This is a genomic window from Archangium minus, assembly GCF_044360475.1.
GTDB classification, from domain to species: domain Bacteria; phylum Myxococcota; class Myxococcia; order Myxococcales; family Myxococcaceae; genus Archangium; species Archangium minus.
Map to the genome: position 1 here is coordinate 3,219,294 of NZ_CP043494.1, position 24,489 is coordinate 3,243,782.

Here is a 24,489-nt window from a genome sequence, read left to right on the forward strand (position 1 = left end):
CGAGGCCCCTGAATGTCCGGTCGACTTGGTGAACTGCTGGTTCGCGAGAACCTCATTTCCGTCCAGCAGCTGCGCAAGGCCCAAGAAGAGCAGCAGAAGACGGGAACGCGCATTGGCACTGCCCTCATCAAGACGGGAGCCATCGAGGAGTCCAAGCTCACCGACTTCCTCTCCAAGCAGTACGGCGTCCCGGCCATCAACCTGAAGGATTTCGACATCGACGCGGAGATCATCAAGCTCGTGCCGAAGGAAGTGGCCGAGAAGCACCTGGTGATCCCCGTCAACCGCGCCGGCCCCTCGCTCATCGTGGCGATGTGTGATCCGTCCAATATCTACGCGGTGGACGATCTGAAGTTCCTCACCGGCTACAACGTGGAGCCGGTGGTCGCGTCTGAAATCTCCATCCGCGAGGCCATCGAGCGCTACTACGCCGAGAAGGGCCCGGACATGAACGCCCTCGTCGAGGAGATGGCCGAGGACATCGAGGTGGCCAAGGAGGAGGAGGAGGGCAACGTCGAGGAGATGGCCCGCGCCGCGGACGACGCCCCCGTCGTCAAGCTGGTGAACCTGATCCTCCAGGACTCCATCAAGAAGCGCGCCTCGGACATCCACGTCGAGCCCTACGAGAAGGACTTCCGCGTCCGCTTCCGCATCGACGGCTCCCTCTACGAGGTGATGCGTCCGCCGATGAAGCTCAAGAACGCCATCACCAGCCGCCTGAAGATCATGGCGAACCTGGACATCTCCGAGCGCCGCCTGCCCCAGGACGGCCGTATCAAGATCAAGCTCGGCGGTGGCAAGGAGATGGACTTCCGCGTCAGCGTGTGCCCCACGCTCTTCGGCGAGAAGGTGGTGCTCCGCCTCCTGGACAAGTCCAACCTCCAGCTGGACATGACGAAGCTGGGCTTCGATCCGCAGCCGCTGGCCTGGTTCAAGGAGGCCATCGAGCGTCCCTACGGCATGGTGCTGGTGACGGGCCCCACGGGTTCCGGCAAGACGACGACGCTCTACTCGGCGCTCTCGTCGCTCAACCAGATCGACACCAACATCGCCACCGCCGAGGACCCGGTCGAGTTCAACTTCGCCGGCATCAACCAGGTGCAGATGCATGAAGACATCGGCCTGAACTTCGCCGCGGCGCTGCGCTCCTTCCTGCGTCAGGACCCCGACATCATCATGATCGGTGAGATCCGCGACTTCGAAACGGGCGAAATCGGCGTCAAGGCAGCGCTCACGGGCCACCTGGTGCTCTCCACGCTGCACACCAACGACGCGCCAGGCACGGTGAGCCGTCTGCTCAACATGGGCATCGAGCCCTTCCTCGTGACGGCCTCGCTCAACCTGATTCTGGCCCAGCGTCTGGCGCGCCGCCTGTGCCCCGCCTGCAAGCGGCCGGCGGAGAACGTGGACGAGCAGGCCCTCATCAACGCGGGCGTGCCTCCGGAGAAGCTCGGCACCTTCACCATGTACGAGAAGGTCGGCTGCCGCGATTGCAACGATCGTGGCTACCGTGGCCGCGTGGCCATCTACGAGGTCATGCCCTTCTGGGACGGCCTCAAGGAGCTGGTCATCAACGGCGCCTCCGCGGCCGAGCTCAAGGCCGAGGCCATCCGCCTGGGCATGAGCTCGCTGCGCATGTCGGCCCTGGCGAAGATGATGGACGGCGTCACCACGCTGGACGAGGTGGTGGCCAACACCGCGCCCGACAACTTCTAATCCGCTCCACCACCCGCCTACACCCCCTACCCGAAGGACGGTTTTCGTGAATCTGCATCAGCTGCTCAAGGCGATGGTCGAGAAGGGCGCTTCCGACCTCCACATCACCACCGGCTCCCCGCCCCAGCTCCGCGTGGACGGCGAGCTGGTGCCGCTCAAGACGGCCCAGCTCACCCCGGTGGAGACCAAGCAGCTCTGCTACTCCATCCTCACGGACGCTCAGAAGCACAAGTTCGAGGAAGAGAACGAGCTCGACCTGTCCTTCGGCGTGAAGGGCCTCTCGCGCTTCCGCGCCAACATCTACATGCAGCGCGGCGCGGTGGCCGGGGCCTTCCGGACCATTCCCTTCAAGATCCTCACCTTCCAGGAGCTCGGTCTGCCTCCGGTGGTGGCCGAGCTGGTGAAGAAGCCGCGTGGCCTCATCCTCGTGACGGGTCCCACGGGCTCGGGCAAGAGCACCACGCTGGCCTCGATGATCGACAAGATCAACACCGACCGTCATGAGCACATCATGACGATCGAGGACCCCATCGAGTACCTGCACCCGCACAAGAACTGCCTGGTGAACCAGCGCGAGGTGGGAGCCGACACGCGCAACTTCAAGACGGCGCTCAAGTACATCCTCCGCCAGGACCCGGACGTGGTGCTGGTGGGTGAGTTGCGCGACCTGGAGACCATCGAAGCGGCGCTCGTGATCGCCGAGACGGGCCACACCTGCTACGCCACGCTGCACACCAACAGCGCGGTGCAGACCATCAACCGCGTGCTGGACGTGTTCCCCCCGTACCAGCAGCCGCAGGTGCGCGCCCAGCTGTCATTCGTGCTGGAAGGCGTGATGAGTCAGGCGCTCATCGCCAAGCAGGGCTCTCCGGGCCGCGTGCTGGCGCTGGAGGTGATGATCCCCAACTCCGCTATCCGCAACCTCATCCGTGAGGACAAGATCCACCAGGTCTACTCGTCGATGCAGGTGGGTCAGGCCAAGTTCGGCATGCAGACCTTCAACCAGGCCTTGGCTGCGCTGCTGATGCGGCGGCTCATCAGCCAGGAAGAGGCCTTTGGACGCTCGAGCGATCCGGACGAGCTCCGCAATCTCCTGGCGGGTGCTGGGCCTGGCGGCGCGCCTGGTCAGCGGCCAGCCGGTCCTGGTGCACGCTAATTCGCGAAATTCAACCGCGGGGATAGACTCGCGTCCCCCTCGGAGGCCTGTATGGCGGCAACGGCAACCCAGAAGTCGGCACCTCAAAAGTCGTCGAAGAACACAGCCCAATTCCTCTGGGAGGCCAAGACCAAGTCTGGCGAGACCAAGAAGGGTGAGATGGAGGCCTCGGATGTCGAGGCCGTCAACGCCCGTCTCAAGTCGCTCGGTCTCAACCCGGTCAAGGTCCGCCGCAAGGGGCTCTTCGATTCCGAGCTCAACCTCGCGATCGGCACGGGCGTCACGGGCAAGGACATCCTCGTCTTCACCCGTCAGTTCGCCACGATGATCGACGCCGGCCTTCCGCTGGTGCAGTGCCTCGACATCCTGGGCACCCAGATGGACAACCCGGCCTTCCGCAAGGTCGTGTTCGCCATCAAGAACAAGGTGGAGCAGGGCTCCACCTTCGCGGACGCGCTGGGAGATCACCCCAAGGTGTTCGACGAGCTCTTCGTCCAGCTGTGCGCCGCAGGCGAGGTGGGCGGTATCCTCGACAACATCCTCAACCGGCTCGCGGCCTACCGTGAGAAGAACGAGAAGCTCAAGCGCAAGGTCAAGAGCGCGATGACCTACCCGGCCATCGTTCTCTTGGTGGCCTTCGGCGTGACGGCGCTGCTGCTCCTCAAGGTGACGCCGACGTTCGAGAAGATGTTCTCGGACTTTGGTCAGGCGCTGCCCGCGCCCACCCAGTTCGTGGTGGACCTGTCGAAATGGGCCCAGGCCTACGCGGGCTACGCGTTCATGGGCGTCATCGCCATCGCGGTGGCCTTCTCCTATACGTACGCCCAACCCCAGGGCCGGCGCTTCTTCGACCGGGTGTTCCTGATGGCGCCCATCTTCGGACCCGTTATCCGCAAGGTGGCGGTGGCGCGCTTCACCCGTACGCTCGGCACGATGATCTCCTCGGGTGTTCCCATCCTGGACGCCCTGGACGTGACGGCGAAGACGGCCGGTAACCGCTCCGTGGAAGAGGCCATCTACTTCGTGCGAGGGAAGATCGCCGAGGGTAAGAACATCGCTGGCCCGCTGCTGGAGACGAAGGTGTTCCCGCCCATGGTGGTGCAGATGATCGGCGTGGGTGAGGCCACCGGCGCCATGGACACGATGCTCAACAAGATCGCCGACTTCTACGATGACGAGGTGGATACGGCGGTCGCGGGCCTCACGGCGATGATCGAACCGCTGATGATGGTCTTCCTGGGCGGCGTGGTCGGTGGCTTCCTCATCGCGATGTACCTGCCTATCTTCTCCATCGCCGGTGCCATCAAGTAGCGTCGGCAGCCTCGTGCTCGCCGCTCCGCCGGAGGCCGACGCGCTGCGGACGCGGCTGGTCTGGCTCACCGTGTTCCGCACGGTGGCCGTCAGCCTGTCGCTCGTGGCCGTCGCGGCCCGGCTGCTCCTCCAGCCCATGGAGGAGCTCAGCCGTGTGGACACGCTGTCGTTCGTGGCCATCGGGCTCGTTTATCTCTTCACGCTTGTTTATGGCCTCATGCTGCGCGGGGGCCGGGCGGACCGTGCGGCGGCGGTGGTGCAGGTGGTGGGCGACCTGCTCATCGCCTCGGTGCTTGTCTTCCTCACGGGCGTGGGAGACAGCCCCTTCACCTTCCTCTACCTGCTGACCGTCATTGGCGCGAGCATCCTGCTGGATGGTCGAGGCGCGCTGATTGCCGCCGGGGCCAGTGCGCTCGCCTATGCGACGCTGCTCGTGGCGGTGAAGCTCCAATGGCTGGAGCCGCCTCTGGGGGTAGGGGAGCTCAGCCGTCAGCGCCTCCTCTTCCTTCTGGGCAGCAACGTACTGGCCCTGTTCCTCATTGCCGCGCTGGCGGGTTACCTGACGCGCCAGCTGTCGGCGACGGGTGGACGGCTCTCCGAGCGCGAGGCGGACCTCAAGAAGCTGGACCATCTGCAGCGGCAGATCCTCGCCTGCATGCCCTCGGGGCTCATCACCTGTGACGCGGCCGGGCGTGTCACCTTCGTGAACCGGGCCGCCAGCGCCATCCTGTCTCTGGAGCCGCGGTTGCCGCCGGGGCTGGACGTGGAGTCCCTGCTGCCAGGTGCATTGGGGGCGGACGCCCGCCTGCGCCGCCGGGAGATCGCGGTGCAGACGCCTTCCGGCATGCGTACGCTCGGGCTGTCGGTGACGGGGCTGGAGAGCGGTGATGGCGGGGGTACGCTCATCGTCTTCCAGGATCTCACCGAGCTGCGCCGCATCGAGGAGGACCTGAAGCGTGCGGACCGGCTGGCCGCCCTGGGAACGCTGGCCGCCCAGCTCGCACACGAAATCCGCAATCCCCTGGCGGCCATGAGGGGCTCGGCACAGCTGCTCGTGCAGGATCCCAGCACAGACCCGAGCTCAGCCAAGCTGGTGGAGATCCTCCTGCGGGAGTCGGACCGGCTCTCCAAATTGGTGGAGGAATTCTTGCGCTTTGCCCGCCCGCCTCCGCCCATCAAGCAGGAGCAGGAGCTGGAGGTGCTGGTGGCGGAGACGGTGGAGATGCTTCGGGTGGACCCCCTCGCCCAGCAGGTGGAGGTGGAGATGGCGCTCGCCCCCTTGCGCGTGCCGGTGGACGCGGATCAGCTCCGGCAGGTGATCATCAACATCTTGCGCAATGCCTTCCAGGCGGCCGGCAAGAAGGGCCGGGTGCGTGTGATGTTGGAGGCGGTAGGCGAGGAGGCTCGGCTGCGCATTTGGGACTCGGCCGGCAGCATTCCCGCGGCGGACCTGACACGCATCTTCGAGCCCTTCTTCAGCACCCGGGAGGGTGGTACGGGGCTGGGCCTATCTACGGCGTACTCCATCGTGCGTGCGCATGGTGGCAACATCCGAGTGTCCTCCTCTCCGCAAGAGGGCACCGAGTTCCTCATCCAGCTGCCGCTGCAGGGTTGAGGGGGAAAGGGAGAGCCTGGTCGTGCACATCCTGGTGGTAGACGATGAGCTGTCGATGCGCGAGTTCCTGGAGGTGCTGCTCACTCGAGCGGGCTACCAGGTGACGTGCGTGGATGGTGTGCGGGCGGCCAAGGAGATTCTGGGCTCGGTACGGGTGGACCTGGTCGTCACCGACATGAGGTTGGGCGCCTCGCAGAGTGGCATGGACGTGCTGCGTGCCACGCGGGCCCTGCCCGAGCCGCCCGAGGTCATCGTCATCACCGCCTTTGGCACGGCGGCCTCGGCGGTCGAGGCCATGCGCGAGGGAGCGTACGACTACATCGGCAAGCCCTTCGACAACGAAGAGCTGAAGCTGCTGGTGCAGAAGGCGCTGGAGAAGCGCACTCTGCGCCGCGAGAACGAGTCGCTGCGCGAGCACCTGGTGCCTGGCGCGGGGGTGATGGGGGTGGGCCGCAGCGAGCGGATGCGCGCGGTGTGGAGCCTGGTGGAGAAGGTGGCGCCTACACGCTCCACCGTCCTCATCCATGGGGAGAGCGGCACGGGCAAGGAGCTCATCGCCAAGGCCATTCACCTCAAGAGCACGCGTGCCGGCCAGCCCTTTCTGCCCGTCAACTGCGCGGCCCTCAACGAGGGCGTGCTGGAGAGCGAGCTCTTCGGCCACGTGAAGGGTGCCTTCACCGGTGCCACGCAGGAGCGGCCGGGCCTGCTCGTGCATGCGGGGGAGGGGACGGTGTTCCTCGATGAGATTGGCGAGGTGCCCCTGGCCACGCAGGTGAAGCTGCTGCGCGTGTTGCAGGAGCGGAAGGTGAAGCCGGTGGGCAGCTCGGCGGAGATTCCCTTCCATGCGCGGGTGGTGGCGGCCACCAACCGGCGTCTGGAGGCGGAGGTGAAGGCCGGGCGCTTCCGAGAGGATCTCTTCTACCGCCTCAACGTCATCACCCTGGAGCTGCCGCCGCTGCGCGAGCGGGCGGGCGACATCCCGCTGCTGGCCGAGCACTTCCTCGAGCGGCAGCGCAAGGAGCTGGGGCGGCCGGGGTTGCGCTTCTCTCCCGAGGCGCTGTCCGTGCTGGCCGCCTATTCCTTCCCGGGCAATGTGCGCCAGCTGGAGAACATCGTCGAGCGCGCAGCCACGCTGGCCGATGGGGACGTGCTGACACTGGCCTCACTGCCACCCACGTTGCGGGGCGAGTCAGCGCAGACCGTCGCGGAGTCCTCGACCTCGGATCAGGTCTCGCTCGGCGCCGGCTTCTCCCTGGAGCACTACCTGGATGATGCCGAGCGGCGCCACCTGGTGGCCGCCCTGTCCCAGGCGGGTGGGGTGAAGACGCGTGCGGCGGAGCTGCTCGGCCTGACGTTCCGTTCCTTCCGCTACCGCATGGCCAAGCACGGGCTCTCCGACCGAGACGACGAGGCTTGAGCCTCGCCGCCCCGCGCCGGGCGCCTCAGCGGAAGTCGCGCCGGTTGAAGAGGATGATGGCCAGCGCCACCAGCACGCCGGTGTAGGCCAGTCCGTACCCCGCGGCCGACAACACCTCGGAGGAGGAGACGGCGGCGTAGTACGTCGCGTGCGGCCGGTAGTTGAAGCGCGACAGGTCCGGCAGCAGGTAGTACACAGCCCTGCCCAGCGACTGCACCGCCTCGCTCTTGGACTTGCCGGCCAGCGAGTAGATGTCCGGCGCCAGGCTTCCGGCGACATAGATGCTGACGGTGACGAAGGCCGACACCATCTGGCTGGAGAAGCTGGACATCAGGAAGCCCACGCCGCTGAGCACCCACAGCTCGAACCACAGCATGCCCACGGCCGCCAGGTGCGCCGGGCTGATGGGGCTCCCATAGAAGCGCATCAGCAGGAAGAAGAGCGCGGCCATGGTCAGCTGCAGCACCGTCACGGTGAGCATGTTGCCCAGCAGGCGTCCCACCAGGAACGCGCCACGCGAGATGGGCTTGGACACCATGAGGAAGATGGTGCGCCGCTCTATCTCTCGCGAAATGAGTCCACTGGAGAGGAAGATGGTGAGCAGCACCAGCATGACGCTCATGGCCCCCAGGCCCACGTCGGTGAGGACGCGGTCGAACGTGCCGACGGTGACCTCCAGCACAAGCGTGGTGGACAGGAGCATGGCCAGCGCGAAGATGGCCACCAGCAGGGTGACCCGGTTGCGCCGGGCCTCCCGGAAGCCGTTGAACGCCAGGGCGACGAACGGACCCATCACGAAATCTCTCCTCCAACGGGGCCCTGCCGCGCTTCTTCGAGCGCACGCAGGAACAGGTCTTCCAATGAGAAGCGGGCGGGCTGGACCTGGGTGATTCGTCCACCCTGCTCCACCAACTGCTTGAGCAGTCTCTGCGCATCCACGTCGCGCGAGCGCAGCAGCACCCGGTTCTCCAGCGTCCGGGCCTGCTCCAGCTCGATGCCCAACGCCTGGATGCGCTCCAGGGGCAGCCCTTCCACCGTCATCTCCATATGCGTGGCCTGCGCGCTCACCAGCTCCGCCACGCTGCCCTCGCGCACGCGCCGGCCGCCCACCAACACGGCCACCCGATCGCAGAGCGCCTCCACGTCCGGGATGATGTGCGTGCAGAAGAGCACCGTGGTGCCGCGGTGGCGCTCCTCGAGGATGAGATCGCGGATCTGCCGACGGCCCACGGGATCCAATCCCGAGGTGGGCTCGTCCAGGATGAGCAGGTCCGGCTTGGAGACCAGGGCCTGCGCGAGCGCCACGCGTTGCACCATGCCCTTGCTGTAGCGGCGAATCTGGAGGTTGGCGGCGCGAGTCATCTGCACCATGCCAAGGACCTCGGAGACCCGGTCGTCCAGCTCCTTGCCGCTCATGCCCGCGAGCCGTCCCGACAGCGTGACGAACTCCCGGCCGGTCAGGTACTCGTAGGGTGCCGGATTCTCTGGCACGTAGCCCACGCGGCGGCGCGCCTCGCGCTCATTCGGAGGCAGGCCGAAGAGCCGCGCCTCACCACTGGTGGGTTGCACCAGGTTCAAGAGGATCTTGATGGTGGTGGATTTGCCGGCTCCATTGGGCCCGAGCAGTCCGTAGACCTGACCCGGCATCAAGGAGAGGTCCAGCGATTGGAGCGCGCGGACCTGCCGGTTCATGAAGAAGCCGAGCCTGTACGTCTTGGAGAGGTTTCGGATCTCGATGGGGGCGGGAGAGTCCATGTGCATCAATTCTCCGTTGCCTTCGTCCAGTGAAAGCCACGGCTGTCGGGGGTGAAGATCTCGAGGCGCCGTTGCTGCGTCTCCGAGTAGGCGCGCCCGTCGTGACCGATGTAGAAGCCGCCTCCCTTGGGGTCTTTCGGGGGCTGCTTCAGGAAGCCCAGCCACAGCAGCGTGTGGACGTCCGGCGGGGCTACGCCGAAAGCGCCGCGGAACTTCTCGATGGCGGCGTCCACGCGCCGCAGCTCCGCCTCCATCTCCAGGTCCCGCACACGTTGCTGGAAGAGCTCTCGCGTCTCGGGATCCTCGGACTCCGCGAGGGAGCGAGCCAGCACCAGGCCAGCATTCACGCTGCCGGATTGGGCATAGAGGCGAGTGGCCAGGGCGGGCAGATAGGCGGGCGCTCCCGGTAGCTTTGAGGCCCGTTCCAACACCTCGGCGGCTTCCTGGTACTGCTTGTGGAAGGCGCTCAGGTTGTAGGCCAGCAGGATGTTCATCTTGAGATCGTTGGGGAACAGCTTCAGGCCCTTGCGCAGCAGCCGGGTGGACTCCTGCGTGTTGACCCACGTCTCACGCCCGAGGTTGGTAGGCAGCGCTCCGGCGGCGAACCGGTAGACCATGCCGAACCGGGGATCCAGATCGGTGATGAGCTCTCCGTAGGGATAGATGTCCCGGTACTCTTCGGCATCTCTCGCCCGGCCCGTGGCCTGGACGAGCTGGAGCCAGAAGTAGTCCGCGATCACCTCGATGTAGCCTCGGCCTGCCACGCGCAGCACCTCCTGTCGGGGGAGCAGGGGCTCTTGGTGGGGTCCGCGAGGGGGCTTTCGAGGAGGGGTCGCGAGCAGGACGAGGGCGATCAAGCTGACGAAACCGCCTAGCAGGGCGGGCAGGGAGGTTCGCGACATCATGGACAGCCTCAAAACAGAAGGGACACCCGGATTATGCCCGGATGTCCCTTGTACCTGATCGCTGGTGGCTCGAGAGCCTGGCCAGCGAACAAGATGTCAAGACTCAGTTGCTGTCGCAGTCCACGTCGTTGTAGCTGATGTACGGCGTACCGGCGACGGCCATGGTCTCGTCCTTGTTGCCGCACTTGGCCTCGGCCTGGGCATCCTTGGTCGCGATGAACCAGGTGTCGTTACCGTTGGTCTCGTTGTCGACGTTACCCACGGCGAACGCGGAGATGTTGCAACCCGGGCAGGTGGCGGTGCGGCCCGGCTGCCCCGGGTCCTCGCCCGCGCCAACGAAGGTCAGGGTGTTGGGAGCACCCGACGAGTAGGTCGGGTTGGCCGTGGCGCCCTTGAACTTACCCACGTCGACCTCGATGCAGAACGCCGACTCCTGGTTGGTGTCGATACCGGCCTCGCCACGCACCTCGCACTCGTTCTGCGAGGAGGAGAACCAGTAGGCATAGCGGTTGCCGCGCTCGGGGGCGTAACCGATGATCTTGATGTCCTCCTCGTAACGGTCCTTCTCCTGGAGGAAGGCGCGCTCGGTGGTGAACCAGGCCTTGAGGTTGGCCTTGGCCTCGCCCTGCTTGGAGCGAGCCTGGAACTTGATGAAGTTCGGGATGGCGATGGCGGCGAGGATGCCGATGATGGCCACCACGATCATGAGCTCGATGAGCGTGAAGCCACGGTTCTTCCGGGCGAACAGACGGGTCATGGGGTTCCCTTCGATGGGTTGCGGCCGAAGCCGTGGGTTGCGGCCGAAGCCGTGATGAGGAATAGCACGAACGATGCCACGGTCAAACGAGCCACCCCCCCACGGAGATCCAAGCACTTGCGTTGGATCACGCGGCGCAGTGACAAAAAAGGGGTGCCAATTTTTGTCACCAGGGTGACAGGAATCGTCTGCCCGCGGTTCTTGTCTGGGCCCTATGCTGCGCGGTTCTGAGCTTCTCGCGGATGAAGGGACGCAGAACGTGACTCTCCAGGCGGTGGAAGGCGTGGCCGTGGCGCTGGTTTTCGTCATGGGCCTGATCTTCGGCAGTTTCTTGAATGTCGTGATCGCTCGCGTGCCCATGGGCGAGAGCGTCGTGCATCCCCGTTCGCGTTGCCCTCGGTGTGGGCATCAACTCGCTTGGTACGAAAACATTCCGGTCCTTTCCTGGATCGCCCTGCGCGCGCGGTGCAGCTCGTGCGGCCTGCCCATCTCCTGGCGCTATCCGCTCATCGAGCTGCTGACAGGGCTGCTCTTCCTCGCCTGCCAGCGTCGCTTTGGGTGGAGCCCCGAGCTTGTGTCCGGCCTGGTGTTGGTGCTGCTGCTGGTGCCGCTCTCCTTCATTGATCTGGAGCATTGGATCCTCCCGCATGAGCTGACGTGGCCGGGCATCGCCGCGGGTGTGGTGCTATCGGCGACGCAGGGGCTGGATCGGCTGCGCGACTCCGTCATCGGTGCGGTGGCCGGCTTCCTCATCTTCTGGGCGATGGAGTGGATAGGAGAGAAGATCTTCAAGAAGGAGGCATTGGGGGCGGGTGATAAGGATCTGCTCGCGCTGCTCGGGGCCTTCCTGTCGTGGAAGGCGCTGCTTGGCATCATCTTCCTCTCCTCGCTGCAGGGCGCGGTGGTGGGCTCGCTGATGCTGCTCATCCACGGACGGGCGGGACCGGCGCCGGAGCCCGAGGCCTCAGAGCCGCCACCCGCCACCCCTCCAAGTCCGCAGGTGGCTCCCGAGGGCGAGCCCGGAGCTGCGCCGGAGGCCGTGGGTGCGGAGCACGCACAAGCAGAGAAGGGGGAGGGCGAGGAGGAGGACGACTGGGTCCCGGGCCCCACCAACATCCCCTTTGGTCCCTGGCTGTCGCTTGCGGCCCTCGAGATCATGCTGCTGGGTCCCTGGCTGAGCGAGGTGCTGCCGGTGCCGTTGGATCTGCTGCTGTCGGGAGTGCGGTGAGGGAGGGCGGGCGCGGATGAAGTGGCGGATCGCCAGCGTCGCCTTCTTGCTGAGCGTGGTGGGGACGGGCCTCACCTGGCTCACCCTTCAGCGGCCGTTGCTGGCGCTGATGGAGGCGGGGCGCCAGTGCGCGGCGCAGGGCTCGCCGGAGGCCTCCGCGCTGGCCCGGACGGTGGGCTCGCTGCCGTTCCTGCTGGCGTGGGATCTGCTGCTGCTCACCGTCATGTCGTACGGCGTCTTGGACTTCATGGTGGGCCGGCCCCTGCGGCGGACCGAGGACGTGGTGGAGCAGCTCGGCCGGTTGGAGCTGGACGTATCGTTGCCGGAGAGCCCGGGGCCGTTGCTCTCGCGCATCCAGCGGGCGCTCTCTCGTATGATGGTGGCGCTCCAGGGAGAGCAGGAGACCACGCTGCGCCAGATGGAAGCGTTGCGTGCCGCCAACGCACGCCTGGCCCAGGCTCAGACAGAGCTCGTCTCGGCGGAGCGGTTGGCCACCGTGGGCCGGCTTGCCGCGGGCGTCGCTCATGAGGTGGGCAACCCGCTGGCGGGCATCCTCGGCTATCTCTCGCTGGCCGGTGCCCGCGTGAAGGACTCCGAGGTGCAGGAGTACCTCGCGCGCATCGATCATGAGGTGCAGCGCATCGACGGCATCGTGCGGGGCCTGTTGGAGATTGGCCGTCCGGGCTTGGAGCAGCTGGGGCCGGTGGAGGTGGGGCACGTGGTGGAGACGTGCGTGCAGCTCGTCAAGGCCGGGCGGGACTTCTCGCAGGTGGAGGTGAGCCTGGCGCTTACGCCCGGGCTGCTCGCGCGGGCGGACTCCGGCCCGCTGTCACAGATCGTCATCAACCTGTTGCTCAATGCGGTGCAGGCCATGGGAGGGCAGGGGAGCGTGCGGCTCTCCACCCGGTGTGAGAGCGGGGACGTCTTGTTGGTGGTGGAGGACACGGGGCCTGGCATCCCGGCAGAGGTCATGCCGCACCTCTTTGAGCCCTTCTTCACGACCAAGGCACCCGGGCAGGGCACAGGGCTGGGACTGGCTGTGTCGCTGCACCTGACGGAGAGGATGGGGGGGCGGCTGACGGCGGAGAATGCCCCGGGCGGTGGTGCTCGCTTTTCAGTGCGCCTGCCAGGCCTCTGAGGTGGAAGTTGGCCGTGAGCCCCGGAGTGGGCTACTTCTAAAGGGGCACCATGGCCCTCTTCCGCAGCATCCTCGTCGCAGACGACGAGCCTTCCGTCCGTCACGTCCTCACGCTGGTGTTGTCCGGGCTGGGCTACGAGGTACGGGCCGTGGCCGATGGCGAGGAGGCTCTGCGCGAGCTGTCCGTGCGCGGCTATGACGTGCTGCTGTGCGACGTGCGCATGCCCAAGCGCGACGGCCTGTCCCTGCTGCGCCAGGCGCTCGTCGAGCACCCGGGACTGACGGTGGTGGTGATGAGCGCGTACGGCTCTCAGGCCCAGGCGCTCGAGGCCGTGGGCGCCGGCGCGTACGACTACGTCCGCAAGCCCTTCAAGCCCGAGGAGATCGTCTTCGTCCTGCGCAAGGCCGAGGAGCGCGAGCGGCTGCTGCGGGAGAACCGGCGCCTGCAGGGGGCCGGTGGCGCCGCGCCCGGTGAGGGCATCCTCGGCGAGAGCGAGCCCATGCGCGTGGTGATGCGGCAGGTGGAGCGGCTGGCGCCGGTGGGCACCACCGTCCTCATCACGGGAGAGAGCGGAACGGGCAAGGAGCTCGTCGCGCGGGCCCTGCACGCGCGCTCGCCCCGGGCCGCCATGCCTTTTGTCGCCGTCAACTGTGGAGCCATTCCCGCGGGCCTCCTCGAGAGCGAGCTTTTCGGCCACGCGAAGGGCGCCTTCACGGACGCGCGCACAGCCCGGCGCGGCCTCTTCAGTGAGGCGGATGGCGGCACGCTCTTCCTCGACGAAGTAGGGGAACTGCCCCCTCCCGCCCAGGTGAAGCTGTTGCGCGTGCTCCAGGAGGGGGAGATCCGCCCGCTGGGGGAGAACCGCGCGGAGAAGGTGGATGTGCGCGTCATCGCCGCCACGCTGCGCGACCTGGGCCGGCTGGTGGAGCGAGGCGAGTTCCGCGAGGACCTCTATTACCGGCTCAACGTGGTGAACGTGCGCGTTCCCCCTCTGCGCGAGCGCTCCGGAGACATTCCGCTGCTGGCCCAGGCCTTCCTCGCGCGCTTTAACCGCGAGCTCAACCGTGAGCCTCCCGTTCGGGGGCTCACTCCCGAGGCCGAGGCGCTGATGGCCTCCTATGCGTGGCCTGGAAACGTGCGGGAGCTGGAGAACGCGATGGAGCGTGCGGTCCTGCTGGCCGAGGCAGAGCTGATCCTCCCGCAGAACCTGCCAGAGCGGCTCTGGTCCGGGCCTCCTCCTCCGGCTGTCGTACCTGCCTCAGTCCCCTCCCACCCCGCGGCTGATACGAACCTGTCACTCAAACAGGCCATCCGGAACCTGGAAGAGTCCTACATCCGCGCCGCCCTGCGCCGGACTCGGGGCAATCGCACCCGGGCCGCCGAAGTTCTGGAGATCAGCCATCGGGCCCTGCTGTACAAAATCAAGGAGTACGGAATCGATGCGGACGCCGAGGGTGAGCGAGGCTGACTGCCCGTATGGCAGTGGACGAGGCGCGGGGTAGGGCGATTTGACGAAATGCGTCCCAGGCCGGAAAATCGGCCTGTCAGAGCGGCGTGGGTGCACCGCCGTAGACGTTCGGGGGACAGATTGGCCGCCTGCTGAGCGGGCAGGCGCGGAGCACTTTTTAGGAGGGCTCGCGGGCCGGTGCTACGCTGGTGGCCCCTCCACGGAGCAACGACTGTATGGCGAAGGGAAAGCTGGCTCTCGGTCTCGATATCGGATCGACCTCGGTGAAGATGATCCTGCTCAAGGAGCAGCGCAAGCGTGGCCAGGTGAGCTACGCGCTGCAGAGCTTTGGCATGAAGCCGCTGCCCCCCGAGGCCATCGTCGACGGCGCGCTCATGAACTCCACCGCCATCGTGCAGGCGCTGCAGGAGCTGATGACCGAGCTGAAGATCAAGAACAAGGAGGTCGCCATCGGCGTCTCCGGCCACTCGGTCATCATCAAGAAGATCCAGATGCCCCGGATGAGCCAGGAGGAGCTCGAGGAGAGCATCCAGTGGGAGGCGGAGCAGTACATCCCCTTCGACGTCAAGGACGTGAACATCGACACGCAGATCCTGGACGCGGGGGGCAATGACGCCACCGGCCAGATGGACGTGCTCCTGGTCGCGGCCAAGAAGGACATGATCAACGACTACACCACGGTGGTCTCCGAGTCGGGGCTGCAGCCGGTGGTGGTGGACGTGGACGCCTTCGCCGTCCAGAACATGTTCGCCTCCAACTACGACGTCCCCGACAAGGAGACGGTGGTGCTCATCAACGCGGGCGCCTCGGTGGTGAACATCAACATCATCTCCAACGGCATCACGGTGTTCACCCGTGACGTCACCATCGGTGGCAACCAGTTCACCGAGGAGATCCAGAAGCAGCTCAACGTCTCCTATGAAGAGGCGGAGGCTCTGAAGATCGGCGGTACCCGTGGCGACTCGGACGCGGTCGTCCCCCAGGAGGTGGAGCGGGTGCTGCTGAGCGTGGCCGAGCAGGTGGCCGGTGAAATCCAGCGCTCGCTGGACTTCTACGCGGGCACCGCGGTGGATGCCAACTTCACCAAGGTCTACCTCTCCGGTGGAACCGCCAAGATTCCGGCGCTGTTCAAGACCATCGAAACGCGCGTGGGCGTGCCGGTGGAGATCCTCAACCCTTTCCGGAAGATCGACGTGGACAACCGCAAGTTCGACCCCGCCTTCATCATGGAGGTGGCGCCGATGGCAGCGGTGGCCGTGGGTCTGGCGTTGCGCCGCCCGGGTGACAAGCTCGGCTGATCTCTCCCCATTTTCGAAGGACCGACTCACATGATGATCCGCATCAACCTGTTGCCCGTCCGCAAGAAAGTGCAGCGGGAGATGGGCCGGCAGATCCTGGCCCTCTTCGCGTTGGTGATCCTTGCCGCGGGCGTGGGTAACTTCTTCTGGTACTCGGACCGCAATGGTGTGGTGGAGAAGCAGGCTGCGGCCCTGGCCTCCACCCGCAAGCGCATCGCTGACCTGGACAAGACCATTGGCGAGGTGAAGAACATCAACACCCGCAAGGTCGAGGTGGAGAAGAAGCTGGCCGTGCTGGACGAGCTGCGCAAGGGCCGCTCCGGTCCCGTTCGCATGCTGGACGCCCTGTCCACGTCGCTGCCGAAGAAGGCGTGGATCAGGACCTTCAACGAGGAGCGCGGCGGTGTGAAGCTGGTGGGGTCGGCCATCAGCCATGACGACGTGGCCGAGTTGATGCGCAACCTCAACGGCATGGTGTGGACGCCCAAGGGGATTGGCCGCCTGGTGGAGCAGCGCCGCGAGGCCAAGACGTCCCGCGTGGAACTCGTGGCGGCCGAGGCTGCCATCGAGGAGTTCCCGGTGGGCGACATCAAGCCCTTCTTCTCCAACGTGGAGTTGAAGAAGACCGAGCAGAAGGGCACCAAGTCGGGTGAACTGTCCACGGTGGACTTCGACATCACCCTCACCGCCAACTACGCCATCTGAGAGGAACCGGCGCGATGGATAAGTACCTCGACAGGATCGTGAAGGCGCCCCCCGCGGTGAAGTTCGGCGGGCTGGCGGCCCTGGTGGTGTTGATGACCGCTGCCAACTTCTTCTTCGTCATTCAGCCGCTGGAGCTGGAGATGGAGTCGCAGGTCGCGGCTCAGCGCAAGCTGGACCTGGAGCTGGCGGAGAAGAGTGAGATTGCCCAGAACCTCAACGAGCGCCGGCGCGAGATGGACGTGCTGGAGCAGAAGCTCGCCGAGGCCCTCACTGAGCTGCCCGAGAACAAGGACGTCGAGGAGCTGCTCGCGCAGCTCAACGACATTGGCAAGAAGGCCGGGCTGGAGATTGCCCGCGTGGAGCCGGGCCCAGAGACGGTGGGCGGCAACGACTTCTTTGCGCGCATCCCCATCAAGATGGTGGTGAGCGGCAACTATCACGAGATCGCCATGTTCCTGCAGGAGGTCTCGACCATGCGGCGTATCGTGAACGTCAACAACATCAAGCTGGATGGTGCCAAGCTGAAGAACGAGAAGGTGATGCTCAACAGCTCGTTCCTGGCCACCACGTTCCGTTTCGTCGCGACGAAGCCGGTCGACCCAAAGGCTGGATCCAAGAAGAAGAAGTAGCCGCAGAAACTTGATCGGTCCTGGAAATGGGGCGACAAGGGGATCAGAGGATGAAGACGTTCCATTCCATGTTCATCTCGGGGGCACTGGCCCTCGCGCTGGTGGGTTGCGGCGAGGATGCGCCGCCTCGCCCTGCGGTCGCGCCCAAGCGCGCCCAGGCCGAGACCCCCAAAGAGAAGGCCGCGGAGACCCCGGTGGCTGCCGCGCCCACCTACGTCTATAATTACAACCCAGTGGGGAAGAGGGATCCGTTCCGCAGCCCCGTTGAGGACATGGTGCGTGAGGCTCCGCAGGCTGGCCAGGCGGTGTCGGCCTGCAACGAGCCGCTGTGCCAGTGGGACATTGACCAGCTCAAGCTGGTGGCGGTGGTGACCGGTGACGCCAACCCGATGGCCATGGTGGAGGACCCGATGGGGCGTGGCCACATCGTGCGTCGCAACACCCGGCTGGGTCGCGCGGGCGGAAAAGTGACGCAGATCCTCCGCGACGAGGTCATCGTCACGGAGACGATCACCACGCCGGAGCGGGTGGTCTACAACCCGGTGAAGATGGAGTTGAAGCAGGAAGGCCGGGTGGATCCTGCCTACGACCTGATGACGGGCAAGAACTGGGAGCCGTAGGCGCCCGGCGAGCCGGGAGCCAAAGAATGGGTTCCCGTGCCCCATTGCGACTTGTTGAGGGGAAGCATGCTCGAGGTGAGCGTTGTGACGAGGGGCAAGTTCATGAACGTGGTGGCCGCAATCATGGTCGCCATCGTGGGTGTCGGGGCCCAGGCCGCCGAGCTCAATACGCTGCGGGACCTGAAGGTCACGCAGACGGGATCGGGCGCGCAGGTGGTGGTGACCGGCACACGGGCACCCACCTTCACCGTCTTCCGGCTGAGTGGCCCGGAGCGGCTGGTGGTGGATCTCTCGTCGGCGGACGCCACGGGCATCAAGGGGCACCACAACGGACAGGGACCGGTGGCCGGAGTGGTGGCCTCCCAGTTCTCGGACGAGCGCGCCAGCGTCGGCCGGGTGCTGGTGGCCCTGCACCAGGCCGCGCAGTACGACGTGCGCGCCGAGGGTGATCGGGTCATCATCTCCGTGGACGGAGCGGCGGCTTCTGCGCCCGCGGCCGAGGCGAAGGCCGCCGAGGCGAAGGTGGAGCCGGCGGTTGAGCCGAAGCCGGAGGCGAAGCCCGCTCCCGCTGTGGCCAAGGCCGAGTCCGCTCCGGTGGTGGCGCCTGCGCCGCAGCCGGCTGCCGTGGCTGAGCCGCGTGAGAAGAAGCCTGCCGCTGCGCTGCCCGAGAATGTGGTGGCGGCCGAGGCGGACGAGCGCGACGTGGCGCACCCGGCCCGCCGCATCACCGGACTGTCCTTCGCCCGTGACACGCTGAGCATCCGCGCGGATGGCGAGGTCTCCCGCTACGAGGTGCTGGAGCTGGCGGATCCTCCGCGGCTCGCGGTGGACGTGTACGGCGTGGGTCTGGCCGCGCGTGCGCCCCGCGTGCGCTCGGGTCCCCTGAAGGACCTGCGCGTGGGCGCTCACTCGGACAAGGTGCGCCTGGTGCTCGACGTGCGCGACGAGATGCCCGCGTACCGCGTGGAGCGCACCGGCCGCGGTCTGTCGGTGGTGTTCGGGGGCAAGGTGGCCCGCAAGCCCGCCGCGCTGACCGATACGCCGGAGAAGGTGGTGGCCGAGAACGAGCCCCTGCGCGCCACGCCCGTGGATGCGCGGCTGGCGCCGGTGGACGTCAAGGATGTGACCTTCGACGAGAATGAGTCCGGTGGTCGGGTGAACCTGAAGCTGTCGGGTGCGGTGGCCTGGAAGGTGGAGCGGCCGGATCCTCGCAGCGCGGTGCTGACCCTGGAGAACGCGAAGCTGCCGCGGCGGCTCGAGCGCAGCCTGGACACCAGCGCGCTGGAGACGCCGGTGAAGATGATCAGCGCCTTCTCGGTGCCCGGCGAGGGCAACCGGGTTCGCCTGGTGGTGGCCGCGGACGGCGCCATTGATGAGAACGTGAGCCAGGTGGCGGGTGGTCTGTCCTGGCGGCTGAACGTCAAGGGCGTGAAGACGGAGCAGGTGACCGTCACCCAGCGCACTGCCGGCTTCACCGCCGAGGCGCCTACCTACGCTTCCGAGGGTGCGCCCCAGCAGGCCCGCTACCGCGGCAAGAAGGTGTCCTTCGAGTTCAAGGACATCGACATCCAGAACCTGCTGCGCGTCATCGCGGAGATCTCCAAGAAGAACATCGTGGTCGCCGATGACGTGCAGGGCAAGGTGACCATCCGCCTGCGCAACGTGCCCTGGGATCAGGCGTTGGATCTCATCCTGCGCACCAAGTCGCTGGGCAAGGAGGAGATTGGAAACATCCTCCGCGTGGCCCCGCTGAAGACGCTGGAGGAGGAGGCCAAGCTGCGCCAGGAGCGCAAGAAGTCGCTCATCGCGCAGGAGGAGTTGCTGGTGAACCTCATCCCGGTGAACTACGCGACCGCTGGCGACATGTCCTCCCGAGTGAAGGACGTGCTGAGCGAGCGTGGCTCGGTGACGGTGGACACGCGCACCAACGTGCTCATCGTCAAGGACGTGCGCGCCAACATCGAGAAGGCGCGGGCGCTGGTTCGCAACCTGGACACGCAGACGCCGCAGGTGCTTATCGAGAGCCGCATCGTGGAGGCCAACACCTCGTTCAGCCGCGAACTGGGTGTGCAGTGGGGTGGTCAGGCCGCGGCCGCGCCGGCCACGGGTAATGCCACCGGGCTCATCTTCCCCAACACCGCCGTCGTGACAGGTGGCGCGGGTGGTGGACCCACGACGGGTACCTCGGATGTTCCCAACTACGCCGTCAACCTGCCGGTGGGTACGGGCCAGGGCCTCGGTGGTGCGCTGGGCTTCGTCTTCGGCTCCGCTGGTGGTGCGCTCACCCTCAACCTGCGCCTGTCGGCCGCCGAGGCCGAGGGTGTGGTGAAGACCATCTCCGCGCCCAAGGTGACGACGCTGGATAACAACACCGCGCGCATCAGCCAGGGTGTGTCCATCCCGTTCAGTCAGGTGTCCGCGTCCGGTGCCAACACCACCTTCGTCGAAGCGCGTCTGTCTCTCGAGGTGACGCCGCACATCACCCAGGACGGCAGCATCCTGATGACCATCAACGCGCAGAACAACCAACCGGATCCGTCCAACACCGGTGCGAATGGCCAGCCCGCCATCCAGCGCAAGGAGGCCAACACCCAGGTGTTGGTGAAGGACGGCGATACCACGGTCATCGGCGGCATCTACGTCCGCCGCGGCAGCAGCCAGAGCAACCAGGTGCCCTTCCTGTCGAAGATTCCGGTGCTGGGTTTCTTCTTCAAGAACCACCGCGAGCGTGATGAGCGCCAGGAGCTGCTCATCTTCATCACGCCGCGAATCCTCAACCGGCAGACGATTGCTCAGTCTCTGTAGCCGGTATCTCTTGAGCCATCGAAGGAGTTGATGTCCATGAAGCGATTGATGGTGATTGCGGCGCTGGCGGTCGCGTCCGTGAGTTGTGTGGCCAATCAGGGTGATGCCTCCGTGCGCTTCCTCAATGCCCGCGCACTGGAGCTGGATGATGGTTGCTCGGCCTCGAATGACAAGTTCATCTCGAGTGGAGGCCTCGACCTGTCCGGTGGGCAGAACTACCTGTTGGCCCTGAGCGTCGAGACCAACACCTTTGTGCAGCCCGTTGTCATCGGTCAGGAGACGGTGTCGGGTGAAGGACTTGGTGACGTCACCCTGACGGAGCTCGTCTACTCCTACCAGGTGTCGGGCGTGTCGCTGCCCGCGGACGAGGTGGATCGTACCCCCATCTACGCCGTCTTCCGTCCGGAGACGAACCCGGATGAGAGCTATCTCTTCGTGTATGCGTTTGGTCCGAAGGCGTTGGAGCAGCTGAGGGCGCAGATTGGGGGCTCCGATCGCGAGGTGACCGTGCTCGCCACCATCAAGGCCCGGGGTCACATGAGCGGTGGTCAGACGGTGGAGACCAATGAGATCACCTTCCCCGTGACCGTGGCCGACTCTGGGTGGGCTGGTTGCCCGGCCGATACGATTGCCACCGGAGTCTGTGGGTTCCCTGGTCAGGATTCGATCCCCATCCGATGCGTAGAAGGTGGATCCTGACCCTTGACCCGCTCTCCTGAGCCTCCTACAAGCCAGCAGCCATGTCCTTCCGCACGCACCTTGAGTCGGTGGTCAACCAGGTAGACGGGGCCCTGGCCTGTAGTGTGATGGGCTTCGACGGCATCGCCGTGGACACCCATCAGAAGGAGGAAGCAACCGAGCTGGAGCTCAACGGCGCTTGGGTGGAGTACGCCAACCTGCTGGGTCAGCTCCGCCAGGCCGCCGAGACCCTGAAGACGGGAGAGGTGCAGGAGGTCAGCGTCAACAGCGAGCACGTGCTGACGCTGATGCGCCTCATCTCTCCGGAATACTTCCTGGTGCTGGCGCTCCGGGCGGACGGTAACTATGGAAAGGGCAGATACGTCCTCCGGGTGACCGCCCCCAAGATTCGCGCTGAGCTGTAGCCTGGAAGGCTGACGGCGCAGCGCGCCGCGCCTTTCCACTTTGCAAGGCGCGGCCCCATCGGCTAGACACCCCGGACTTTTCAAGCTGTCCGAAGGAGCCGTTTATGGCCGGTGTGATTGATACGTCCGAGTTCCGCAAAGGCATGAAGATCGAAGTCGACGGTGAGCCGTTCGAAATCGTCGAGTTCCAGCACGTCAAGCCGGGCAAGGGCTCGGCCTTCGTACGCACGTCCATCCGCAGCCTGCTGTCGGGCCGCGTGCTCCAGCCGACCTTCAAGTCCGGCGACAAGGTGGGCAAGCCCGACATCGAAGAGAAGGACATGCAGTATCTCTACGAGCAGGGCGGCGACTACTACTTCATGGACACCCGGAACTACGAGCAGACGTTCATCAGCGCGGACGTGCTCGGGGAGTCGAAGAACTTCCTGAAGGAGAACGTCAACGCCGCCATCATGTTCTACAACGGCAAGGCCATTGGCGTGACCCTGCCGAACTCGGTGGACCTGAAGGTCACCAAGTGCGATCCGGGCGTGCGTGGCGACACGGTGTCCGGCGCGCTGAAGCCCGCCACGTTGGAGACGGGTTACGTCGTCAACGTGCCGCTCTTCATCAACGAGGGTGACATCCTCAAGATCGACACGCGCGACGGCAAGTACCTCACGCGCGTGGCCACCGCGGGCTAAGCGGTTCATCGCGCTTCAGGGAGGGGACGGAATTGGCAACCAAGCGCAAGGCAGTTCGAACGCAGTCCGCGCCCACCGAGGAGGCGGGTAGCGTCCGCGTGGAGGGCAACAGCACGTCCTTGGACGTGGATGCTCTCCGGGAGATCGTGAACATCCTCGAGGCCTCCGAGGTGACGCGGCTCGTGTGGCAGCGCGGGGAGGAGCGGCTGTTCATCCGCCGCGGCCCGGTGCCCGCGCCCACCATCGTGCACGCGGCCCCGGTCTCGCCCTCGGTGAGCCCTGCTCCAGTGGTGGCAGCAGCCCCCATGGTGGCCGCTGCTCCTTCTCTGGCGGCTCCGGCTCCGGTCTCCGTACCCGCTCCGGCTCCGGCCAGCGCGGCTGCGGCGGCCGAGAAGCCCGGCCACCTCGTCACCAGCCCGTTCGTGGGGACGTTCTACCGGACGCCCGCCCCGGACCAGCCCGCCTTCGTGGATGTGGGGTCGGTGGTGAAGAAGGGGCAGGTGCTCTGCATCATCGAGGCCATGAAGCTGATGAACGAGATCGAAGCCGACGTGGCGGGTCGCGTGGCGGAGATCCTCGTGGAGAATGGGCAGCCGGTCGAGTTCGGCCAGGCGCTGTTCCGCATCGAGCCGGTCTGACATACGCGGGCGGTCTGACGCCCCGCGGAGGCACGACATCGTGTTCAAGAAGGTGCTGATCGCCAACCGCGGGGAGATTGCCCTGCGGGTCATCCGCGCCTGCCGCGAGCTGGGCATCGCCACCGTGGCGGTGCACTCCACGGCAGACGCTAATGCATTGCACGTGCGGTTCGCCGACGAGTCGGTGTGCATCGGCCCACCGCCCTCGAAGGAGAGCTACCTCAACATCCCGCAGCTGCTCTCCGCGGCGGAGATCACTCGCGCGGACGCCATCCACCCGGGCTACGGCTTCCTCTCGGAGAACTCCGAGTTCGCCAAGGTGTGCCGGGACTGCAAGATTCACTTCATCGGCCCTCGGCCCGAGATGATCTCGCTGATGGGCAACAAGGTCCGGGCGCGCAATGCGGCGCGCGAGGCGGGCCTGCCTTTGCTGCCCGGCAGCATCGGGACGGTGAAGGATCCCAAGGAGGCCGAGGCCTTCGCCAGGGAGATCGGCTTCCCGGTCATCCTCAAGGCGGCGGCCGGTGGTGGCGGCAAGGGCATGAAGATCGTCCGCGAGCCGAACGCGCTGGCGCAGGCCTTCTCCACGGCGGCGGCCGAGGCGGTGGCGTCCTTTGGCAACGGGGACCTCTACATCGAGCGGTACGTGGAGAAGCCGCGCCACATCGAAATCCAGATCGTGGCCGACGAGCACGGGCACATCATCCATCTGGGTGAGCGTGAGTGCTCCGTCCAGCGGCGCCACCAGAAGCTCATCGAGGAGAGCCCCTCGGCGGCGCTCACCCCCGAGCTGCGCCAGCAGATGGGCGAGGTCTCCATCCGCGCGATGGAGAAGCTCGGCTACAACAACGTGGGCACCATCGAGTACCTGCTCGACGAGAACGGGCGCTTCTACTTCATGGAGATGAACACCCGTATCCAGGTGGAGCACCCGGTGACCGAGCTCGTCACCGGTGTCGACCTGGTTCGCGAGCAGATCAAGCTCTCCTCGGGTGAGCCACTCAAGCGCAAGCAGGAAGACATCCAGATGCGCGGCCACGCCATCGAGTGCCGCGTCAACGCCGAGGACCCTGTCACCTTCGCGCCCTGGCCGGGGAAGATCACCGCCTACAGCGCTCCCGGTGGTTATGGCGTGCGTGTGGACTCGAGTGCCTACGAGAACTACACGGTGCTGCCGTACTACGACAGCCTGCTGGCCAAGCTGATCGTCTACGCGGAGGATCGGCCCACGGCGATCCGCCGCATGCAGCGGGCCCTGGGCGAGTACGTGGTGCAGGGCATCCGCACCAACATCCCGTTCCACCGGGCGGCGTTGGCCGAGGAGTCCTTCGTCGAGGGCAACTACGACACCCGCTTCGTGGAGCGGTTGCTGGCGTCCGAGACGGGCACCCATCGGCTGCGGAAGGCCATCGAAGAAACGCCCTGATGGCCGCTTGCCTGCCCATCGCGCAACCCCCTGATCCTAAAGGGGGTTGTGGCGGGTGGATTCCTTGACCCGCGAGGGATGATTCCGCTAGCCTCGGGCCTCCCTCGTAGTCTCC

22 protein-coding genes are annotated in these 24,489 nt (G+C 66.1%); 18 read left to right on the forward strand and 4 right to left on the reverse strand.

The annotated features are described in order from the left end of the window. The first annotated feature begins 12 nt into the window (after positions 1-12). The 5 genes from pilB to F0U60_RS13190 are packed head-to-tail and all read left to right on the forward strand — an operon-like array spanning position 13 to position 7,215. On the forward strand, positions 13-1,716 hold the full coding sequence (pilB, locus tag F0U60_RS13170; RefSeq protein ID WP_395818823.1) for a type IV-A pilus assembly ATPase PilB: 1,704 nt from the start codon (positions 13-15) through the stop codon (positions 1,714-1,716). Between the two features lie 46 nt (positions 1,717-1,762). Continuing rightward, complete coding sequence (locus tag F0U60_RS13175) at positions 1,763-2,872, forward strand: type IV pilus twitching motility protein PilT (RefSeq protein ID WP_395818826.1); 1,110 nt, start codon at positions 1,763-1,765, stop codon at positions 2,870-2,872. A 51-nt stretch (positions 2,873-2,923) separates the two neighbouring features. Then, positions 2,924-4,183, forward strand: a complete 1,260-nt coding sequence (locus F0U60_RS13180; RefSeq protein WP_395818829.1) for a type II secretion system F family protein — start codon at positions 2,924-2,926, stop codon at positions 4,181-4,183. Positions 4,184-4,196: 13 nt separating this feature from the next. Next, entirely contained in the window at positions 4,197-5,798 is a 1,602-nt protein-coding gene (locus F0U60_RS13185) for a nitrogen regulation protein NR(II) (RefSeq protein WP_395818832.1), read from the forward strand. A gap of 22 nt (positions 5,799-5,820) precedes the next feature. Next, entirely contained in the window at positions 5,821-7,215 is a 1,395-nt protein-coding gene (locus tag F0U60_RS13190) for a sigma-54-dependent transcriptional regulator (protein ID WP_395818836.1), read from the forward strand. A 25-nt stretch (positions 7,216-7,240) separates the two neighbouring features. Here F0U60_RS13190 and F0U60_RS13195 read toward each other — a convergent pair whose 3' ends face one another. The 4 genes from F0U60_RS13195 to F0U60_RS13210 form a co-directional block, all read right to left on the reverse strand. Beyond that, on the reverse strand, positions 7,241-8,008 hold the full coding sequence (locus F0U60_RS13195) for an ABC transporter permease (RefSeq protein WP_395818838.1): 768 nt from the start codon (positions 8,006-8,008) through the stop codon (positions 7,241-7,243). Then, positions 8,008-8,976, reverse strand: coding sequence for an ABC transporter ATP-binding protein (locus F0U60_RS13200; RefSeq protein ID WP_395818841.1), 969 nt, complete (start codon positions 8,974-8,976; stop codon positions 8,008-8,010). Before F0U60_RS13200 ends, F0U60_RS13195 begins: the two co-directional genes overlap by 1 nt. Continuing rightward, positions 8,976-9,875 carry a hypothetical protein gene (locus tag F0U60_RS13205; protein ID WP_395818844.1) on the reverse strand — a complete coding sequence of 300 codons (900 nt, stop codon included), beginning with the start codon at positions 9,873-9,875 and terminating at the stop codon, positions 8,976-8,978. Before F0U60_RS13205 ends, F0U60_RS13200 begins: the two co-directional genes overlap by 1 nt. Positions 9,876-9,978: 103 nt before the next feature. Continuing rightward, positions 9,979-10,632 carry a prepilin-type N-terminal cleavage/methylation domain-containing protein gene (locus F0U60_RS13210; RefSeq protein WP_395818846.1) on the reverse strand — a complete coding sequence of 218 codons (654 nt, stop codon included), beginning with the start codon at positions 10,630-10,632 and terminating at the stop codon, positions 9,979-9,981. Between the two features lie 307 nt (positions 10,633-10,939). Here F0U60_RS13210 and F0U60_RS13215 point away from each other — a divergent pair, with 307 nt between their 5' ends. The 13 genes from F0U60_RS13215 (at position 10,940) to accC (ending at position 24,374) form a co-directional block, all read left to right on the forward strand. Next, on the forward strand, positions 10,940-11,860 hold the full coding sequence (locus tag F0U60_RS13215) for a prepilin peptidase (RefSeq protein ID WP_395825225.1): 921 nt from the start codon (positions 10,940-10,942) through the stop codon (positions 11,858-11,860). A gap of 16 nt (positions 11,861-11,876) precedes the next feature. Further along, positions 11,877-12,998, forward strand: a complete 1,122-nt coding sequence (locus F0U60_RS13220; protein ID WP_395818848.1) for a sensor histidine kinase — start codon at positions 11,877-11,879, stop codon at positions 12,996-12,998. A 50-nt stretch (positions 12,999-13,048) separates the two neighbouring features. Then, positions 13,049-14,467: a sigma-54-dependent transcriptional regulator gene (locus F0U60_RS13225; RefSeq protein ID WP_395818851.1), complete on the forward strand. Its 1,419-nt coding sequence runs from the start codon at positions 13,049-13,051 to the stop codon at positions 14,465-14,467. A gap of 215 nt (positions 14,468-14,682) precedes the next feature. Then, on the forward strand, positions 14,683-15,765 hold the full coding sequence (gene pilM / locus F0U60_RS13230) for a type IV pilus assembly protein PilM (RefSeq protein WP_395818854.1): 1,083 nt from the start codon (positions 14,683-14,685) through the stop codon (positions 15,763-15,765). Positions 15,766-15,795: 30 nt separating this feature from the next. Beyond that, entirely contained in the window at positions 15,796-16,470 is a 675-nt protein-coding gene (locus F0U60_RS13235) for a PilN domain-containing protein (RefSeq protein ID WP_395818856.1), read from the forward strand. 14 nt (positions 16,471-16,484) lie between these two features. After that, a complete protein-coding gene (locus tag F0U60_RS13240) occupies positions 16,485-17,099 on the forward strand; it encodes a type 4a pilus biogenesis protein PilO (protein WP_395818859.1) in 615 nt (204 codons plus the stop codon). A 50-nt stretch (positions 17,100-17,149) separates the two neighbouring features. After that, positions 17,150-17,719, forward strand: a complete 570-nt coding sequence (locus F0U60_RS13245) for a pilus assembly protein PilP (protein WP_395818862.1) — start codon at positions 17,150-17,152, stop codon at positions 17,717-17,719. A 66-nt stretch (positions 17,720-17,785) separates the two neighbouring features. Beyond that, positions 17,786-20,524: a type IV pilus secretin PilQ gene (gene pilQ, locus F0U60_RS13250; protein WP_395818864.1), complete on the forward strand. Its 2,739-nt coding sequence runs from the start codon at positions 17,786-17,788 to the stop codon at positions 20,522-20,524. Positions 20,525-20,560: 36 nt separating this feature from the next. Further along, positions 20,561-21,223 (forward strand): hypothetical protein, encoded by a 663-nt coding sequence (locus F0U60_RS13255; RefSeq protein WP_395818867.1) that lies wholly within the window; start codon positions 20,561-20,563, stop codon positions 21,221-21,223. Between the two features lie 41 nt (positions 21,224-21,264). Next, positions 21,265-21,627 (forward strand): roadblock/LC7 domain-containing protein, encoded by a 363-nt coding sequence (locus F0U60_RS13260; RefSeq protein ID WP_395818870.1) that lies wholly within the window; start codon positions 21,265-21,267, stop codon positions 21,625-21,627. Between the two features lie 104 nt (positions 21,628-21,731). Continuing rightward, on the forward strand, positions 21,732-22,310 hold the full coding sequence (gene efp, locus F0U60_RS13265; protein ID WP_395818873.1) for an elongation factor P: 579 nt from the start codon (positions 21,732-21,734) through the stop codon (positions 22,308-22,310). A 32-nt stretch (positions 22,311-22,342) separates the two neighbouring features. After that, positions 22,343-22,948, forward strand: a complete 606-nt coding sequence (gene accB, locus F0U60_RS13270) for an acetyl-CoA carboxylase biotin carboxyl carrier protein (RefSeq protein WP_395818876.1) — start codon at positions 22,343-22,345, stop codon at positions 22,946-22,948. Between the two features lie 40 nt (positions 22,949-22,988). Then, complete coding sequence (gene accC, locus F0U60_RS13275) at positions 22,989-24,374, forward strand: acetyl-CoA carboxylase biotin carboxylase subunit (protein WP_395818878.1); 1,386 nt, start codon at positions 22,989-22,991, stop codon at positions 24,372-24,374. Positions 24,375-24,489 lie beyond the last annotated feature (115 nt).

Coding starts and splice junctions, on each gene's coding strand:
- pilB (WP_395818823.1), top strand. CDS start 13: ATGTCCGGTCGACTTGGTGAACTGCTGGTTCGCGAGAACCTCATTTCC.
- F0U60_RS13180 (WP_395818829.1), top strand. CDS start 2,924: ATGGCGGCAACGGCAACCCAGAAGTCGGCACCTCAAAAGTCGTCGAAG.
- F0U60_RS13195 (WP_395818838.1), bottom strand. CDS start 8,008: ATGGGTCCGTTCGTCGCCCTGGCGTTCAACGGCTTCCGGGAGGCCCGG.
- F0U60_RS13200 (WP_395818841.1), bottom strand. CDS start 8,976: ATGCACATGGACTCTCCCGCCCCCATCGAGATCCGAAACCTCTCCAAG.
- F0U60_RS13205 (WP_395818844.1), bottom strand. CDS start 9,875: ATGATGTCGCGAACCTCCCTGCCCGCCCTGCTAGGCGGTTTCGTCAGC.
- F0U60_RS13210 (WP_395818846.1), bottom strand. CDS start 10,632: ATGACCCGTCTGTTCGCCCGGAAGAACCGTGGCTTCACGCTCATCGAG.
- F0U60_RS13215 (WP_395825225.1), top strand. CDS start 10,940: ATGGGCCTGATCTTCGGCAGTTTCTTGAATGTCGTGATCGCTCGCGTG.
- F0U60_RS13220 (WP_395818848.1), top strand. CDS start 11,877: ATGAAGTGGCGGATCGCCAGCGTCGCCTTCTTGCTGAGCGTGGTGGGG.
- F0U60_RS13225 (WP_395818851.1), top strand. CDS start 13,049: ATGGCCCTCTTCCGCAGCATCCTCGTCGCAGACGACGAGCCTTCCGTC.
- pilM (WP_395818854.1), top strand. CDS start 14,683: ATGGCGAAGGGAAAGCTGGCTCTCGGTCTCGATATCGGATCGACCTCG.
- F0U60_RS13235 (WP_395818856.1), top strand. CDS start 15,796: ATGATGATCCGCATCAACCTGTTGCCCGTCCGCAAGAAAGTGCAGCGG.
- F0U60_RS13240 (WP_395818859.1), top strand. CDS start 16,485: ATGGATAAGTACCTCGACAGGATCGTGAAGGCGCCCCCCGCGGTGAAG.
- F0U60_RS13245 (WP_395818862.1), top strand. CDS start 17,150: ATGAAGACGTTCCATTCCATGTTCATCTCGGGGGCACTGGCCCTCGCG.
- pilQ (WP_395818864.1), top strand. CDS start 17,786: ATGCTCGAGGTGAGCGTTGTGACGAGGGGCAAGTTCATGAACGTGGTG.
- F0U60_RS13255 (WP_395818867.1), top strand. CDS start 20,561: ATGAAGCGATTGATGGTGATTGCGGCGCTGGCGGTCGCGTCCGTGAGT.
- F0U60_RS13260 (WP_395818870.1), top strand. CDS start 21,265: ATGTCCTTCCGCACGCACCTTGAGTCGGTGGTCAACCAGGTAGACGGG.
- efp (WP_395818873.1), top strand. CDS start 21,732: ATGGCCGGTGTGATTGATACGTCCGAGTTCCGCAAAGGCATGAAGATC.